The sequence below is a fragment of the Advenella faeciporci genome (assembly GCF_014652395.1).
GTDB classification, from domain to species: domain Bacteria; phylum Pseudomonadota; class Gammaproteobacteria; order Burkholderiales; family Burkholderiaceae_B; genus Advenella; species Advenella faeciporci.
The window spans coordinates 82,104-96,097 of the sequence record NZ_BMYS01000010.1 but is presented as its reverse complement, the minus strand read 5'-3'; the positions used below and the strand labels follow the sequence as shown (position 1 = coordinate 96,097).

General features: G+C 52.1%; 13 protein-coding genes. 5 read left to right on the top strand and 8 right to left on the bottom strand.

Going from position 1 to position 13,994, the window contains the following annotated elements:
• Positions 1-187: 187 nt before the first annotated feature.
• The gene (locus tag IE074_RS08570) at positions 188-1,315 is read right to left on the bottom strand and encodes an acyl-CoA dehydrogenase family protein (protein WP_189385059.1); all 1,128 of its coding nucleotides are present in this window, start codon (positions 1,313-1,315) and stop codon (positions 188-190) included.
• 36 nt (positions 1,316-1,351) lie between these two features.
• Entirely contained in the window at positions 1,352-2,146 is a 795-nt protein-coding gene (locus IE074_RS08565) for an IclR family transcriptional regulator (protein ID WP_189385058.1), read from the bottom strand.
• 120 nt (positions 2,147-2,266) lie between these two features.
• On the opposite strand from IE074_RS08565, the gene IE074_RS08560 reads away from it, so the two are divergent.
• From IE074_RS08560 to IE074_RS08540, 5 genes are all read left to right on the top strand, one after another.
• Complete coding sequence (locus tag IE074_RS08560; RefSeq protein ID WP_189385057.1) at positions 2,267-3,448, top strand: thiolase family protein; 1,182 nt, start codon at positions 2,267-2,269, stop codon at positions 3,446-3,448.
• 30 nt (positions 3,449-3,478) lie between these two features.
• The gene (locus tag IE074_RS08555) at positions 3,479-4,243 is read left to right on the top strand and encodes an SDR family NAD(P)-dependent oxidoreductase (RefSeq protein ID WP_189385056.1); all 765 of its coding nucleotides are present in this window, start codon (positions 3,479-3,481) and stop codon (positions 4,241-4,243) included.
• Positions 4,244-4,351: 108 nt separating this feature from the next.
• Complete coding sequence (locus tag IE074_RS08550) at positions 4,352-5,344, top strand: Bug family tripartite tricarboxylate transporter substrate binding protein (RefSeq protein WP_189385055.1); 993 nt, start codon at positions 4,352-4,354, stop codon at positions 5,342-5,344.
• An 18-nt stretch (positions 5,345-5,362) separates the two neighbouring features.
• Positions 5,363-7,078, top strand: coding sequence for a long-chain-fatty-acid--CoA ligase (locus IE074_RS08545; RefSeq protein ID WP_229793948.1), 1,716 nt, complete (start codon positions 5,363-5,365; stop codon positions 7,076-7,078).
• The gene (locus tag IE074_RS08540; protein ID WP_189385054.1) at positions 7,075-8,250 is read left to right on the top strand and encodes a CaiB/BaiF CoA transferase family protein; all 1,176 of its coding nucleotides are present in this window, start codon (positions 7,075-7,077) and stop codon (positions 8,248-8,250) included. The genes IE074_RS08545 and IE074_RS08540 overlap by 4 nt, the downstream gene beginning before the upstream one ends.
• Before the next feature lie 88 nt (positions 8,251-8,338).
• Here the strand turns inward: IE074_RS08540 and IE074_RS08535 are convergent, their stop codons facing one another.
• The 6 genes from IE074_RS08535 to IE074_RS08510 all read right to left on the bottom strand — a co-directional run bounded on the left by IE074_RS08535 (position 8,339) and on the right by IE074_RS08510 (position 13,978).
• A complete protein-coding gene (locus IE074_RS08535; protein ID WP_189385053.1) occupies positions 8,339-9,982 on the bottom strand; it encodes a DEAD/DEAH box helicase in 1,644 nt (547 codons plus the stop codon).
• Positions 9,983-10,376: 394 nt separating this feature from the next.
• On the bottom strand, positions 10,377-11,138 hold the full coding sequence (locus IE074_RS08530; RefSeq protein ID WP_189385052.1) for a uracil-DNA glycosylase: 762 nt from the start codon (positions 11,136-11,138) through the stop codon (positions 10,377-10,379).
• Positions 11,139-11,585: an HIT family protein gene (locus IE074_RS08525; RefSeq protein ID WP_189385051.1), complete on the bottom strand. Its 447-nt coding sequence runs from the start codon at positions 11,583-11,585 to the stop codon at positions 11,139-11,141.
• Positions 11,586-11,589: 4 nt separating this feature from the next.
• A complete protein-coding gene (gene trpC / locus IE074_RS08520; RefSeq protein WP_189385050.1) occupies positions 11,590-12,381 on the bottom strand; it encodes an indole-3-glycerol phosphate synthase TrpC in 792 nt (263 codons plus the stop codon).
• Entirely contained in the window at positions 12,378-13,409 is a 1,032-nt protein-coding gene (gene trpD, locus IE074_RS08515) for an anthranilate phosphoribosyltransferase (RefSeq protein ID WP_189385049.1), read from the bottom strand. The genes trpC and trpD overlap by 4 nt, the downstream gene beginning before the upstream one ends.
• A complete protein-coding gene (locus IE074_RS08510; protein ID WP_189385048.1) occupies positions 13,406-13,978 on the bottom strand; it encodes an anthranilate synthase component II in 573 nt (190 codons plus the stop codon). The genes trpD and IE074_RS08510 overlap by 4 nt, the downstream gene beginning before the upstream one ends.
• Positions 13,979-13,994: the final 16 nt, after the last annotated feature.

The window sequence follows — 13,994 nt, the reverse complement described above, 5'->3', positions numbered from 1 at the left end:
CTGGCCGGATAGATACGCTTGGACTAATTTGATTTTGAACGGCAAATCATATTTTGTCATTGAAAAGACCCCTAAAAGTTGAATGGGTGTCCAACTTTTTGGGGTCAGTTCAGAGCATGGGAACCAGAAAGAAAGCATGGAAACCAGAAAGCTCGTTCCCACACTCCTGTGTGGTAACGCATAACGCCTACAGCGTCCTGGCAATAATTTCTTTCATGATTTCATCGCTGCCACCGTAAATTCGCCCGATACGGGCATCAATCCAGGCCTGGCCAATACCATATTCGGACATATAGCCATAACCGCCGTGCATTTGCAGGAACATGTCCAGCAGGCGTCCTTGCATTTCGGTGGCATTAAGCTTGGCCATGGCCGCCTGGGCCGGAGACAGGGCCTTGTCCAGGTGCAGCGCGATGCATTGGTCTACAAACACCCGCAGCATGGTGCTTTGGGCCTTGGCTTCAGCCAGCCTGAAACGGGTATTCTGGTAGTCAAACACGCTTTGTCCGAAGGTTTTTCTATCACGCGTATAGGCAATGGTTTTTTCCAGAAAAGATTCAATCGATGCGGCGGCCCGCACGGCAATGACCAGGCGTTCCTGGGCCAGTTCGTGCATCAGGTAGCTGAAGCCGGCATTTTCTTCACCCAGGCGGTTGCTGACCGGCACTTTGACATTATCAAAAAACAGCTCGGATGTATCCTGGGCGTGCAGGCCGATTTTTTCCAGTTTTCTGCCTTTGCTGAAACCTGGTGTGTTGGCATCAACGCAGATGAGGGAAATACCTTTGGCACCCAGGTCCGGGTCGGTCTTGCACACTACAATGATCAGATCGGCATTCTGGCCATTGGTGATAAAGGTTTTTTGCCCGTTAATAATATAACTGTTGCCTTCACGTTTGGCTGTGGTCCTGACCGCTTTCAGGTCGCTGCCGGTGCCGGGTTCGGTCATTGCAATGGCGCCAATCACTTCGCCGCTGGCCATGGCAGGCAGCCAGCGGTCTTTCTGTTCTGGCGTACCATAGCGGAAAATATAGGGAGCGACAATTTCCGAGTGCAAATTAAAACCCGGGCCACTGGCATTGACCTTGCCCATTTCTTCAATAAGTACGGCAGAGTGGCCAAAATCACCACCGCCGCCGTAGGGCTCGGGCAGCATGCAGTTAAGCAGGCCTTCCTGGCCCGCTTTGGCCCAAACCGACTTGGGCACAATGCCGTCTTTTTCCCATTGGGCATGAAAAGGGGTGATTTCTTTTTCTATGAAGCGTTGTACCTGGGTACGAAAATGCTCATGGTCATCTCTGAATACGGTTCTCATTTGTCTCTCTCTTTTGTGAATATGGAAGGAATGGATTTAGATGCTGTAATTGGGATTGCCTAATGACGACTCAACCGTACGCACCAGTGTGATCAGCCTGGGGGCGATATCTTCATCGATACGTTTGCTTTCTTCACTGTAAACCGGTACTGAAGCGGCAAACATCCAGTACTCGTTATCAATGGGTTTTCTCAGGGGCACGGCAATCGCATCAATTTCGCGATGGAAGTCGCGGTGCCCGCGGCAAAAACCCAGGGTTGCAAGGTCATTGGCCGCGTCTTGCAGGCGTTCTTCAAACCAGGCCCGTTGGCCCGGGTATTTTTTTTCCAGATCAATCAGATAGCGTTCGCGGAATTCAGCGGGGATGGAATTGATATAAGCGCGACCGGTGGAGGTTCGGGAAATGGACATGCGCACGCCTACTTCCGGGCGATATATTTTGCTATTGGCACCTTGCGCGATTTCGACATAGCACATCTTGCTTTTACTGCCCATGACCAGTTGAACCTGTCCCGAAATATAGTCGGCCAGTTCCTGCATGAGTGGCCGTGCGATTTGGCGGATGGTCATGCGTTGCAGCACAGGGGCTGACAGGTTCAATAAACCGGCCCCTGGCACATATTTGGACAGGCGATCGGAGTAACGGATCAAGCCGTATTCACTAAGCGTCTCGAGCAAGCGGGACAGGGTGGGTTTGGGCAGACCTGTTTTTTCGCCAATTTCCTTGGCACTTAACTCATATTGAACCGGCGAGAAACAGTTGAGGATATTAATGCCTCTGGCAAGCGCGCTAACCAGTTTGCTCTCATCCGGGATTTCTGAAGTAGACATGGTTTGTTCTCTTTATCTATTAAATTATTTGCGGTTTAATAAAATTATGATACATTAATATCAAAATATCAATTAAATAATATAAATAATGAGACATAAGTTTCATTTTAAGGAGATAAAATGGAAGAAGCGGTTATTGTTGATGCCATCAGAAGCCCGATTGGTCGTTCCAAGGCTGGCGGTGCCTTTACCCAAATGCACCCCACTGATTTATTGGCGCAGTTGCTGCAAGGGATTGTAGAACGCAACAAACTGGATCCTGCCCTGGTGGATGACGTGATTACCGGTTGTGTCAGTCAGGTGGGCGAGCAATCCGGTACACCGGGGCGGGTCGCATGGCTGGCAGCAGGTTATCCCGAGCATGTGCCTTCCACCACGATTGACCGCAAATGCGGTTCCAGTCAGCAGGCGGTGCATTTTGCCGCCCAGGGCATCATGGCGGGAGCTTATGATATTGTGATTGCCTGCGGTATTGAATCCATGAGTCATGTACCCATGGGAGTGTCCAGGCTTGATCAGAATCCCTATGGTGAAGCCTTCCTCAGGCGTTACGAGCCAGGCCTGGTTTCGCAGGGCGTGTCGGCCGAACTGGTGGCTGCAAAATGGGGTATTTCCCGGCAAGAGCTTGATGAATACAGTGCCCGTTCCCATGAGCGCGCGCATCAGGCACGCGAAACCGGTTTGTTCAGGCGGGAAATTCTCCCCATTCATACCGTGAATGGCGTGGTGGCTCAGGATGAAACCATTCGCCCAGGCACGCAGGCCAGCAAATTGGCCGAGCTGAAATCACCCTTTGAAAATGAAACCATGTCGCAACGATTCCCGCAGATTGGCTGGCATGTTACAGCGGGCAATGCCTCGCAAATCAGTGACGGGGCGGCTGCCATGTTAATCATGAGTCGCCGCATGGCCGATAAGCTGGGCCTGAAACCGCGTGCCCGATTTGTGGCTTTTGACGTGCGTGGCGATGATCCCTTGCTGATGTTGACTGCACCCATCAGTTCAAGCCGCAAAGCCATTGATAAAAGTGGCCTGGAACTGGCAGACATCGACCACATTGAGGTGAATGAGGCCTTTGCCAGTGTGCCTTTGGCGTGGCAGCGGGAATTCCAGGTTGAGGATGCCAAATTAAATCCAAGGGGCGGTGCCATTGCACTGGGACATCCTTTGGGAGCATCCGGAGTACGCCTGATGACCACCATGTTGCATGCACTTGAGGATAATGGTCAACGCTATGGTTTGCAAACCATGTGTGAGGCCGGTGGTATGGCAAATACCACTATTATTGAAAGATTAAACTAATTGATTAAAAGTTAAAGGCAGGAGATACCTATGCAGTTGCAGGAAAATATGTCGGCAGTGGTAACCGGTGGCGCATCAGGCCTGGGCCTGGCGACCGTAGAAAAGCTGCTGGCCAAAGGGGTTCAGGTGGTGATTGCCGACCTGAACGATAAAGGACAGGAAGTGGCTGATCAGTTGGGAAGTAAGGCGCATTTTGTGAAGGCGGATGTTTGTGAGCCCGTGCAAATGAAAGCTGTCATTGAAAAAGCGGTTTCACTGGCGCCCTTGCGTGCCCTGGTGCATTGTGCCGGATATGGTGCACCCATCCGGGTGGTTGAAAAAGATGGAGAACCCGGAAATCTGGAAAAATTTGAAGCCATTATCCGTGTCAATGTGATTGGGACCTTCAATTCCTTGCGTCTTGCCGCGGCAGCCATGGCCAAAAATGAGCCGCTGGACGGTGAACGTGGCGCTTGCGTGTTGACCGCTTCGGTGGCGGCCTATGAGGGGCAAATCGGTCAAATTCCGTACTCTTCGGCCAAAGCCGGTATTGTGGGTATGACGCTGGTGGCGGCGCGTGATTTGGCGCAACGCCAGATCCGCGTCAATACGATTGCCCCCGGTTTGTTTGACACGCCGCTGTTATCAAAATTGCCAGAACATGTGAAATCGGCCTTGGGGGCATCGGTGCCGCATCCGGCGCGTTTGGGCTTTCCGTCAGAGTACGCATCATTGGCGGTGCAGATGCTGGAAAATGCCATGCTCAATGGTGAAACCATCCGGCTTGACGGTGCCATTCGCATGACGCCCCGTTAATTATTGCAAGTATTAACCAGTAAAACCTGCACCAACCATTAAATCAATAAGCAGTAACGGTGCAGTTTAGAAAACCGTAGCAGCATTCTGAATTTCCAGGAGACAAAAATGAAGAAGGTGACAAGACGTACGGCAGTATCCATGATGTGTGCAGCAGTTGTAGGCATGAGTGCCCTGCTGACAGCCAATGTGCAGGCCAGCACAGCCAATTATCCCGACAAACCCATACGGATCGTGGTTCCATACCCGCCGGGTGGTGGGACCGACACCATTGCCCGCATGATTTCACATGAACTGGCCAATGAGCTTGGTACAACGGTATGGGTGGAAAACAAGCCGGGAGCAAGCGGAACCATCGGCAATCAGTTTGTGGCCAAGTCGGCACCAGATGGTTATACCGTATTGCTGGGCATTACGGCGTTGGTGCAGGCGCCCTGGCTGTATAAAAACCTGCCCTATAACGTTACTGATTTGACGCCTGTTTCTCAGGTGGCGCTGTCCTCTGATGTCTTTGTGGTGAAAAGTGATCTTCCGGTTGATACGATGGAAGCGTTTATTGAGCACGTGAAGAAAAATCCGGGCAAGTATTCATACGGGTCTTACGGTAACGGTACGTCATCCCATTTGCATGGTGAACAGTTCAAGGTGATCAACGGCATTGACCTGATGCATATTCCTTACAGGGGTTCAGGCCCTGAAGTGACCGCCATGTTAAGCGGTGAGCTGACATCGGCATTTATTGATATTACCGCCATCAGTCCACATCTTAAGTCAGACAAATTCAAGGTGCTGGGCGTGACCGGATCCAAACGGCTGACGTCATTGCCCGAGGCCAGAACATTCAATGAAATGGGTATGGAAGGCTTCAATGCCAACGGCTGGTTTGGTTTCTTTGTACCCGCCGGTACCCCGGAGCCAGTGGTGGATCTGCTCAGCGGGAAAATCCAGAAAGTCATGAAAATGCCTAAAATTCATGACCGTTTAACGGATATGGGTTTGATTCCAGTGGGTAACTCTGCTGCCGAGTATGCCAAAATCGTCAAAGAGGATTTGGCTGAATATGGCAAAGTTGCCAAGGAAACCGGTATCCGGATGGATTAATCCGAAAGGCTTCAAGGTATGAAAGATTCATCAGGAGACAATCAGGTAATGAGCCCAATCAAGCGTAAATTCTGGCCTAAAGGTGTGCCTGCCAACGGGAGTGTGCCGCAGGTGACACTTCCCCATTATCTTGAAACCGCTGCGTTGCGCTATCCGGATAAAGCCGCCATTATCTATTGCGGCAGGCATATCAGTTACCGGGAGCTGAGGCAGCATGTCCATGCCATGGCTGGCTTTTTGCAACAGAAAATGCAGCTGGCCCGGGGGGATCGCGTGTTGCTGATGAGTCAGAACTGCCCGCAGTTTGTGATTGCATTTTATGCCGTCCTGCAGCTGGGGGCAGTGGTGGTGCCGGTTAATGCGATGTGTACCACTTCTGAAATTCAGCACTATATGGATGATAGTGGTGCCCGGTTCGCTTTTGTGGCGCAGGAGCTGTTAAAGCAGGTTGTTCCTTGCATGCAAAGCAACAGGGAAGACGGGTTGCGGCATGTCATGGTGCATTCTTACCATGATTTTGTAGAGGACCTGGCCGATCCCGATTTGCCTGACTTTGTCAGGCAGCACAGTGATCTTGCCTTATCTGACGGGATGGTGGCGTTTTCCGAGGCGTTACAGGCCGGTTTGTCGGCCGGGGCGGTACAGACCTACCCGGATGATTTTTGTGTGCTGCCTTACACATCGGGCACCACCGGGAAACCCAAAGGCTGCATTCATACGCATGCAACCTTACTGGCCTCATTGGTGAATTCAGCTATCTGGCGTAATTTGCATGCCGAATCGGTTATGTTGTCGGTGGCACCCATGTTCCACATGCTGGGTATGCAAAATGGCATGAACATGCCCATCATGCTGGGTGGCACGGTTGTCATGATGCCGCGCTGGAATGCCGACTTGGCCCTGAAACTAATGGAAAAACATCGGGTTTCCGTGTGGACGGCACCGCCTGCCATGGTGCTGGACTGCTTTTCGCAGCCTTCGGCCGATCAACGTGATTTATCCAGTCTGGCCTTGCTTTCGGGGGGGGGTGCAGCCATGCCGGAAGCGATTGCCGCCATGCTTAAAACGCGTTTTGGCATTGTTTACAATGAAGGTTACGGCATGACCGAAACCGCTTCTTTCCTGCATTGTAATCCGCTTGAGCACAGCAAACGCCAGTGCCTGGGCATACCTACCCAAGGGGTTGATTCGCGTATTGTTGATCCTGGTACCTTGCAGGAGTTGTCGCAGGGTGAGGTTGGTGAGCTTATCACCAGCGGTCCGCAGGTCATGAAAGGGTATTGGCAAAATGAACAGGCCAATCAGGAGTCTTTTCTGGAGCGTGACGGCCGTGTTTTCTTCCGCACCGGCGATTTGGCAAGGATTGATGAAGAGGGTTATTTCTTCATGTGTGACCGTCTTAAGCGGATGATCAACGTATCCGGGTATAAAGTCTGGCCCAGCGAGGTGGAAAATACCTTCTATGATCACCCGGCCGTTCATGAGGTATGTATTGTAGGTATCCAGGATAGCGTGAAGGGTGAGGTCGTGAAGGCGCTGGTGGTTCTGAAGCCGGAATACAAGGGTCAATTGTCGGAGCGGGATTTGATTGCCTGGGCCAGGGAAAACATGGCGGTATACAAGGCCCCCAGACTGCTTGAGTTTGTTGAGAAATTGCCAAAATCCAATACCGGTAAAATCATGTGGCGTAAACTGCAGGCAGATCAAAATAATATAACAGGAGAAAAAGTATGACTCAGGTTTCAGGCGCGCCACTGCAAGGGGTAAGGGTGCTGGATTTAACCCGTTTGCTGCCGGGACCGGCTTGTGCCATGCATCTGGCCGATATGGGGGCCGAGGTGGTCAAGCTGGAAGATACCGGTGCCGGTGACTACGCCTGGGCTGCCTTGCGCTCCCAGGTAAACCGGAATAAACGGGGCTTGCAGCTGGATTTGAAAAAAGAGGAAGGCAAGGCCCTGTTTCTGGATCTGTGTGAAAAAGCCGATGTGGTGATCGAAGGATTCAGGCCTGGTGTCATGGATCGCCTGGGGGTTGGTTATGAAGTGGTCAAACAGCGTAATCCGGCCATTGTGTATTGCAGCATGAGCGGCTATGGACAAACCGGCCCTTACAGTCAGGCTGCCGGACATGATATTAACTATATTGCCAGGGCCGGTGTTGCCGACCAGGTGGGTAATGGTGCTGGCAAGCCGGCGTTGTCCAATCTGCCTTTGGCTGATCTGCTGGGCGGTGCCTCTACGGCATCTATCGGGATCCTGGCCGCCCTGTTTGATGCCCAGCGCACCGGCAAGGGACGGTTGGTGGATATTTCCTTTTCTGACGGTATTCTGGCGTATGCCGGTTTGCCAATGGCGGCCTTGAATGAATTTGGGCAGGCTACTCCTGCAGGTGTCACGAAGTTAACGGGGGCGGCAGTCTATTATGGCTTTTATGAAACCGCGGACGGGCGCTATATTGCCGTTGGTGCTTTTGAGAAAAAATTCTGGGATGAGTTTTGTAAGCTGATAGGGCGTGAAGACCTGAAGCCATTTCATGGTGCATCTGATCCGGCACAGGTTAATTACGCGAAACATGAACTTGGCCAGTTAATTGCTGCCCACGATTTTGCCTGGTGGAGTGAAAAGCTGGCTGGCAGTGATTGTTGTGTCACACCTGTATTAAACATGGGTGAAACCGCCAATGATGCCCACTTTAAAGAACGGGGCATGGTTCTCGAGTCAATCAATGAACAGGGTGAAACGGTAAGGCAATTGGGCAGTCCGTTTAAAATGAGCGGGTTTGAGTTTGCCATCCGCAACCCATCGCCAACAGCTGGCCAGCATACGGTAGAAGTGTTGCAGGAATGGGGGGTCAGTGGCGAGCGCATTCAGAAATTGCTGGATGATGGGGTGGTGGTTCAGGGTTAAATTGATTATTTAAACAAGTGCCTGAATAAAAAAATGGAATCGTTATTAACGATTCCATTTTTGTTTAAGCCTTAATCAAGCGGTTTGATTATGCCCAGGCACGAGGTGCCGGTTTTTTCTTGCCGCGAGAGAAAGATTCTTTGTTGCCTTTGCCAAAAGGACGGTCGCTGCCGCGTGATGCCGGACGGCCTTCCCTGGCAGGGCGATCACCACCGAAACCACCGCGTGCCGGGCGGTCACCAAAACCGGCCTTGGCAGGACGATCACCAAAAGAGGGGCGATCACCGCTGAAGCCAGCACGGGCAGGACGGTCGCCATAAGAAGGACGGTCACCGTTAGCGGCGCGTGCAGGGCGGTCACCAAATGAAGGGCGCTCTGTGCGGGCGGGGCGGTCACCAAAAGCAGGACGTTCTGTGCGGGCGGGACGGTCACCAAATTCAGCGCGGGGTTTGTCAAAAGATCTTTCCTGATCGCCTTTTCTCATGGCAAAGCCCGAACGGGACTGGTCTTTACCTTTATTGAACCTGCGCTCACCGCCACCATTACGGCCACCACCTTTGCCACCTTTGCGACCGCGCGAGCTTTCTGCGGTTTTGGTGGGCTCCAGGCCTTCAATGGTTTCTGCATTAAGCGTTTGGCCGATGAAGTGTTCGATGCGACGGATTTTGTGTTTTTCGCTATGGGTTGCCAGTGTAAAGGCCAGACCGCTTCTGCCGGCACGACCGGTACGGCCAATGCGGTGAACGTAGTCTTCAGCCTGCATGGGCAGGTCATAGTTGATCGCGTGACTAATGCCTTGCACGTCAATACCGCGTGCAGCCACGTCGGTGGCGACCAGAACGCGCAGACGGCCACGTTGCAACTGTGTCAGTGTGCGGGTACGCTGGCGCTGGTTCATGTCGCCATGCAGGGCTGATGCCGAGAAGCCCTCTTCGTCAAGGCGATCGGCCAGGGCGTCCGCACCGCGTTTGGTTGCGGTGAAAACAATAGCCTGGTCAACGGAAGCGTCACGCAGCAGGTGGTCAAGCAGACGCATTTTATGTGCAGCGTCATCTGCGTACAGCAGGGTTTGCGTGATATTGGTGTGTTTTTGCTTCTGGTTTGAAATATCAATGCGTTTGGGTTCGTTCAGCATGTCTGCGGCCAGGCGGGCAACAGAGCCTTCGAATGTCGCAGAGAACATCAGGGTTTGGCGGCTGGCCGGTGTTTTGGCCACAATGCTTTCAATATCCTCAATGAAACCCATGTCCAGCATGCGATCGGCTTCGTCAAGAATCAGGGTGTGTACCTGTGACAGGTTCACACGTTTGGCATTCAAATGATCAATTAAGCGGCCAGGTGTTGCAACCAGCACGTCTACGCGACGGGAAAGCATTTTGATTTGCGCGCCATAGGGCATGCCGCCTACAACGGTGGCAATACGCAAGTCCTGAATGCCTTGGCCATAGGTTTTGGTTGCTTCAGCTACTTGCTGGGCCAATTCACGCGTTGGGGTCAGTACCAAAACCTGTACGCCTGCGCCTTTGTTGGCGGGCATGTTGGCGATGCGATTCAGTGAAGGCAGCATGAAAGCCGCTGTTTTGCCACTGCCGGTTTGGGCAGAAACAATCAGGTCATGCCCTTCCAGTGCCTGTGGAATAGAGGCGGACTGCACGGATGTCGGTTCGGTATAACCGGATTTTTTCAGTGCAGACAAAAGAATGGGCGATAAACCAAGAGTGTCAAATGACATAAGTGTCCTTAAAGTGTTAGGTAACAAGCCTGGGGATGTGTCTGTTTTGCGCAGAAACATCAAATACCACAGGCATGAACGAACACGATAAAACGCGATTCATGCTAAGTATGAATGTGTGAGCAAACAGAAAACGTAAGGGGTAAGGCCAGACGAGTTGTTGATCGGAGCATCGTGCCGACCGGATCAACCAATGGATGTATTTAAACAGCGCAGGTCAGGAGGTAGGAGCGATGATGGTTGGCATGTGGGCTAAATAATAAGCCATTAACTACATTAATTAACTACATTAACTACTGAATTCACTGCTGAAGTAAAAAATGCCAATCAATTTGCAGTAAGAAATGAATCATAAAGGGTTTTTACTAACTTGTAAAGATTAAAAGACATTAAATCAGATATTTAAGTCAAGTTGTTGTTTTTGTTTTGTATCATTATGTGTCAGTGACCAGTTGACAGGGGGTAGTGCATGGGCTGAAAGCCATTCATTGCAGGCCTTGAAGTGGCCATTGCCAAGAAAAGGCTCGGGGGGGCGGCTGGCTGATAATGGAGAGGGATGGTTGCTTTTCAGGATAAGGTGCTTGCCCTGGCCTGCCATGATCAGAGGAATTTTGCTTTGGGCATGGGCGCCCCATAACAGGAAAACACAATGTGCCTGGTTGGCAAGATGGCTGATGACCGCATCGGTAATGCTGTGCCAGCCCAACCTTGCATGAGAGGCCGGTTGCGCGTTTTCAACGGTAAGTACCGTATTGAGCAGCATGACACCCTGGCTGACCCAGGCATTCAGGTCATTTCCTTCAAGTTTGATATTGTTGTATTCCCTGGCCAGTTCCTTGAAAATATTACGCAGGCTGGGTGGTGTCCGGATATGGTCCGGTACGGAAAAAGCCAGTCCTTGCGCCTGGCCCGGGCCATGGTAAGGGTCCTGGCCCAGGATGACGACCCGGGTGTCTTCAGGCCCAAGCTGCTCGAATATTTTTAACGGTACTGCGGGATAGATAGTTGCCCCTGCCTGCAGCCGTTCGCCCAGAAAATGGTTGATATTATCAAGGACCGGCCTAAGCGATGGCTGGTTGAACAGGGCCTGCCATTGGGGATGGCAACGCATGAGCTGATCGGGCAATGAACCGTTGAAGCTGTTTGATGCAGACATTCAGATTTCTGCCAAGGCAAGGGCAAGCGCTTGGTGATAGTCCGGTTTCAGGTGGTTCAGTTGGCTTAAATGCTCTTGCCATTCGGCCGGTGCCTCGCTACGGGTAAAGCGGGGGCTGCCCCAGGTGGAACCGGGAAAGTGCCGGTCTTGCCTGAAACGGGGGATAATATGCCAGTGCAAATGCGGTACCATGGTGCCGAATTGCGCCAGATTGATTTTGTCAGGGTTGAGTACCTGTCGCTGAACCGACTCAACGCAAAACACAAAGCGCATGAAGCGTATTTGTCCGGCGGGGGACAGGTCAGTCATTTCCTTGACGTGCTGCTGCCAGATGACACGGGTATAGCAGGGGTAGTCCACGTCACCGGCATCAATGACGCGAACCTGCCCGTTTTGCCAAATAAGCGGCTCATCGCTGGCCCTGCATAGTACGCATGAGTCAGTCATTGAGTTATTCCCTGATGAAACCGGCCAGGGCCAGACCCGGGTCGGGCTCACGCATGAAGGCTTCGCCAATCAAAAAGCCATACACGTGGTGGTCTTTCATTTTTTGAATGTCTTCATGCGAGTGAATGCCGCTTTCAGTAATGACAGTGCGGTTGTCGGGAATGAGTGGCAAAAGATCCAGCGTGTTCTGCAATGAGGTTTCAAAGGTACGCAGGTTACGGTTGTTGATGCCAATGAGCGGGGTTTTAAGCTCCAGCGCCATTTCCAGTTCGTTGCGGTCATGGACTTCGACCAGCACATCCATGCCCAGTTCAAACGCCAGTTTTTCAAATTCCCTGAGTTGCTCTTTGGTGAGTGCGGATACAATCAGCAAAATGCAGTCGGCACCCATGGCGCGTGCATTGATGATCTGGTAGGGGTCGATAATGAAATCCTTGCGCAATACAGGCAACGGACAGGCAGCACGGGCCTGGCGCAGGTAATCGTTGGAACCCTGGAAAAACTGGACATCGGTTAAGACGGACAGGCAGGTAGCGCCATTGGCGGCATAGCTGCGAGCGATCTCTGGCGGGTTGAAATTTTCCCTGATAACGCCTTTGGAGGGTGAGGCTTTTTTGATTTCCGCAATAACCGCAGCCTTGCCGGCATCAATTTTTTCACGCAGGGCATTGGCAAACCCACGGACGTCCTGACGGGCCTGGGCTTCACGCAGCAAGTCCGCTTCACTGCGGATCTGTTTCTGGGAAGAAACCTCTTCTTTTTTAACGGCCAGAATATTGGCTAAAATATCGCTCATGAGTTGAATTTCCTTGTGAATGCACAGAATTCTTCCATTTTATCCCGTGCCGAGCCGGATGCAATCAATTCACGTGCCTGGTTGATTCCATCCTTGATTGAATCCGCTTTGTTACCAGTGTAAATGGCCAGACCTGCGTTAAGGATAACAATATCTCTTGCCGCTCCTTCACGGTTATCCAGGGCTTCGCGTATTTTTTCCAGGGACTCTTCCCGGTTGGCCACTTTCAGGCTGCGGTTGGAAACCATTTGCATGCCAAAGTCTTCGGGGTGGATTTTGTATTCACTGACTTCGCCATTTTTCAGTTCGCCAACCAGGGTTGCAGCGCCCAAAGAGGCTTCGTCCATGCCATCAAGGCCGTGGATGATGAGCACATGTTTGGCGCCCAGCTGTTGCAGAACGCGAACCTGAATACCTACCAGGTCGGGATGGAAGACGCCCATGAGCTGGTTGCCTGCCTTGGCCGGGTTGGTTAGGGGACCCAGGATATTGAACATGGTCCGAACGCCCAGCGCCTTGCGTACCGCAGCTACATTTTTCATGCTGGCATGGTGATGAGGTGCGTACATAAAGCCGATGCCGATGTTTTCGATACATTCACGGACCTGGTCGGGCTGCAGTTCGATATTGGCACCCATAGCCTCCAGCGCATCGGCACTGCCAGACGAGGATGAGGCACTGCGGTTGCCGTGCTTGGCAATTTTCACGCCAGCGGCCGCAGCAACAAACATGGCGGTGGTTGAAATGTTGAAGGTGTTGCTGCCATCGCCGCCCGTACCGCACATGTCCAGCAGGTCATCGGTGTTGTCAAGGTTGACCGGGGTGGCAAATTCGCGCATGACGGTTGCCGCTGCGGTCAGTTCGCCAACGGTTTCCTTTTTAACCCGCAGGCCCATCAGCAGGGCACTGGCAATGGTTTCGGGTACTTCGCCATTCATCAGCTGACGCATCAGGTGCAGCATTTCGTCATGGAAAATTTCGCGGTGTTCAATACAGCGGGTGAGCGCTTCGGTATAGGTGATTTTCATTTTTTGTTCATATCCAGAAAGTTTTTCAACAGAGCATGTCCATGCTCGCTAAGTACCGATTCGGGATGAAATTGCACGCCGTAAATAGGCAAGGTTTTATGGGCGACTCCCATGATTTCACCATCTTCGGTTTCGGCAGTGACGCTCAGGCAATCGGGCAGGGTTTCGCGCTCGATGGCCAGCGAGTGATAGCGGGTCACCGTGAAGGGGGATGGCAGGCCCTTGAAAACATCGGTGCCGGTATGGGTGATGGGGGAGGTTTTGCCGTGCATGATTTGTTTGGCACGGATGATTTTCCCGCCAAAGGCGGCGCCAATGGACTGGTGTCCAAGACAAACGCCCAGGATGGGTTTCTTGCCGGCAAAGTGTTTGATCAGCTCCACGGATATGCCTGCTTCGGCGGGAGAGCAGGGGCCGGGTGAAACGCAAATCAGGTCCGGGTCCAGGTCGGCAATTTCCTCAACCGTCATCTGGTCATTGCGCACGACCTTAACGTCTTCGCCCAGTTCGCCAAAATACTGCACCAGGTTATAGGTGAATGAATCATAGTTATCAAGCATCAGCAACATGTTGTTATCCTTTTTA

Excerpts from the sequence above, each read along its gene's own strand:
- IE074_RS08510 (WP_189385048.1), bottom strand. The coding sequence starts at position 13,978 with ATGTTGCTGATGCTTGATAACTATGATTCATTCACCTATAACCTGGTG.
- IE074_RS08540 (WP_189385054.1), top strand. The coding sequence starts at position 7,075 with ATGACTCAGGTTTCAGGCGCGCCACTGCAAGGGGTAAGGGTGCTGGAT.
- IE074_RS08550 (WP_189385055.1), top strand. The coding sequence starts at position 4,352 with ATGAAGAAGGTGACAAGACGTACGGCAGTATCCATGATGTGTGCAGCA.
- IE074_RS08545 (WP_229793948.1), top strand. The coding sequence starts at position 5,363 with ATGAAAGATTCATCAGGAGACAATCAGGTAATGAGCCCAATCAAGCGT.
- IE074_RS08530 (WP_189385052.1), bottom strand. The coding sequence starts at position 11,138 with ATGTCTGCATCAAACAGCTTCAACGGTTCATTGCCCGATCAGCTCATG.
- trpC (WP_189385050.1), bottom strand. The coding sequence starts at position 12,381 with ATGAGCGATATTTTAGCCAATATTCTGGCCGTTAAAAAAGAAGAGGTT.
- IE074_RS08565 (WP_189385058.1), bottom strand. The coding sequence starts at position 2,146 with ATGTCTACTTCAGAAATCCCGGATGAGAGCAAACTGGTTAGCGCGCTT.
- trpD (WP_189385049.1), bottom strand. The coding sequence starts at position 13,409 with ATGAAAATCACCTATACCGAAGCGCTCACCCGCTGTATTGAACACCGC.
- IE074_RS08555 (WP_189385056.1), top strand. The coding sequence starts at position 3,479 with ATGCAGTTGCAGGAAAATATGTCGGCAGTGGTAACCGGTGGCGCATCA.
- IE074_RS08560 (WP_189385057.1), top strand. The coding sequence starts at position 2,267 with ATGGAAGAAGCGGTTATTGTTGATGCCATCAGAAGCCCGATTGGTCGT.
- IE074_RS08525 (WP_189385051.1), bottom strand. The coding sequence starts at position 11,585 with ATGACTGACTCATGCGTACTATGCAGGGCCAGCGATGAGCCGCTTATT.
- IE074_RS08535 (WP_189385053.1), bottom strand. The coding sequence starts at position 9,982 with ATGTCATTTGACACTCTTGGTTTATCGCCCATTCTTTTGTCTGCACTG.
- IE074_RS08570 (WP_189385059.1), bottom strand. The coding sequence starts at position 1,315 with ATGAGAACCGTATTCAGAGATGACCATGAGCATTTTCGTACCCAGGTA.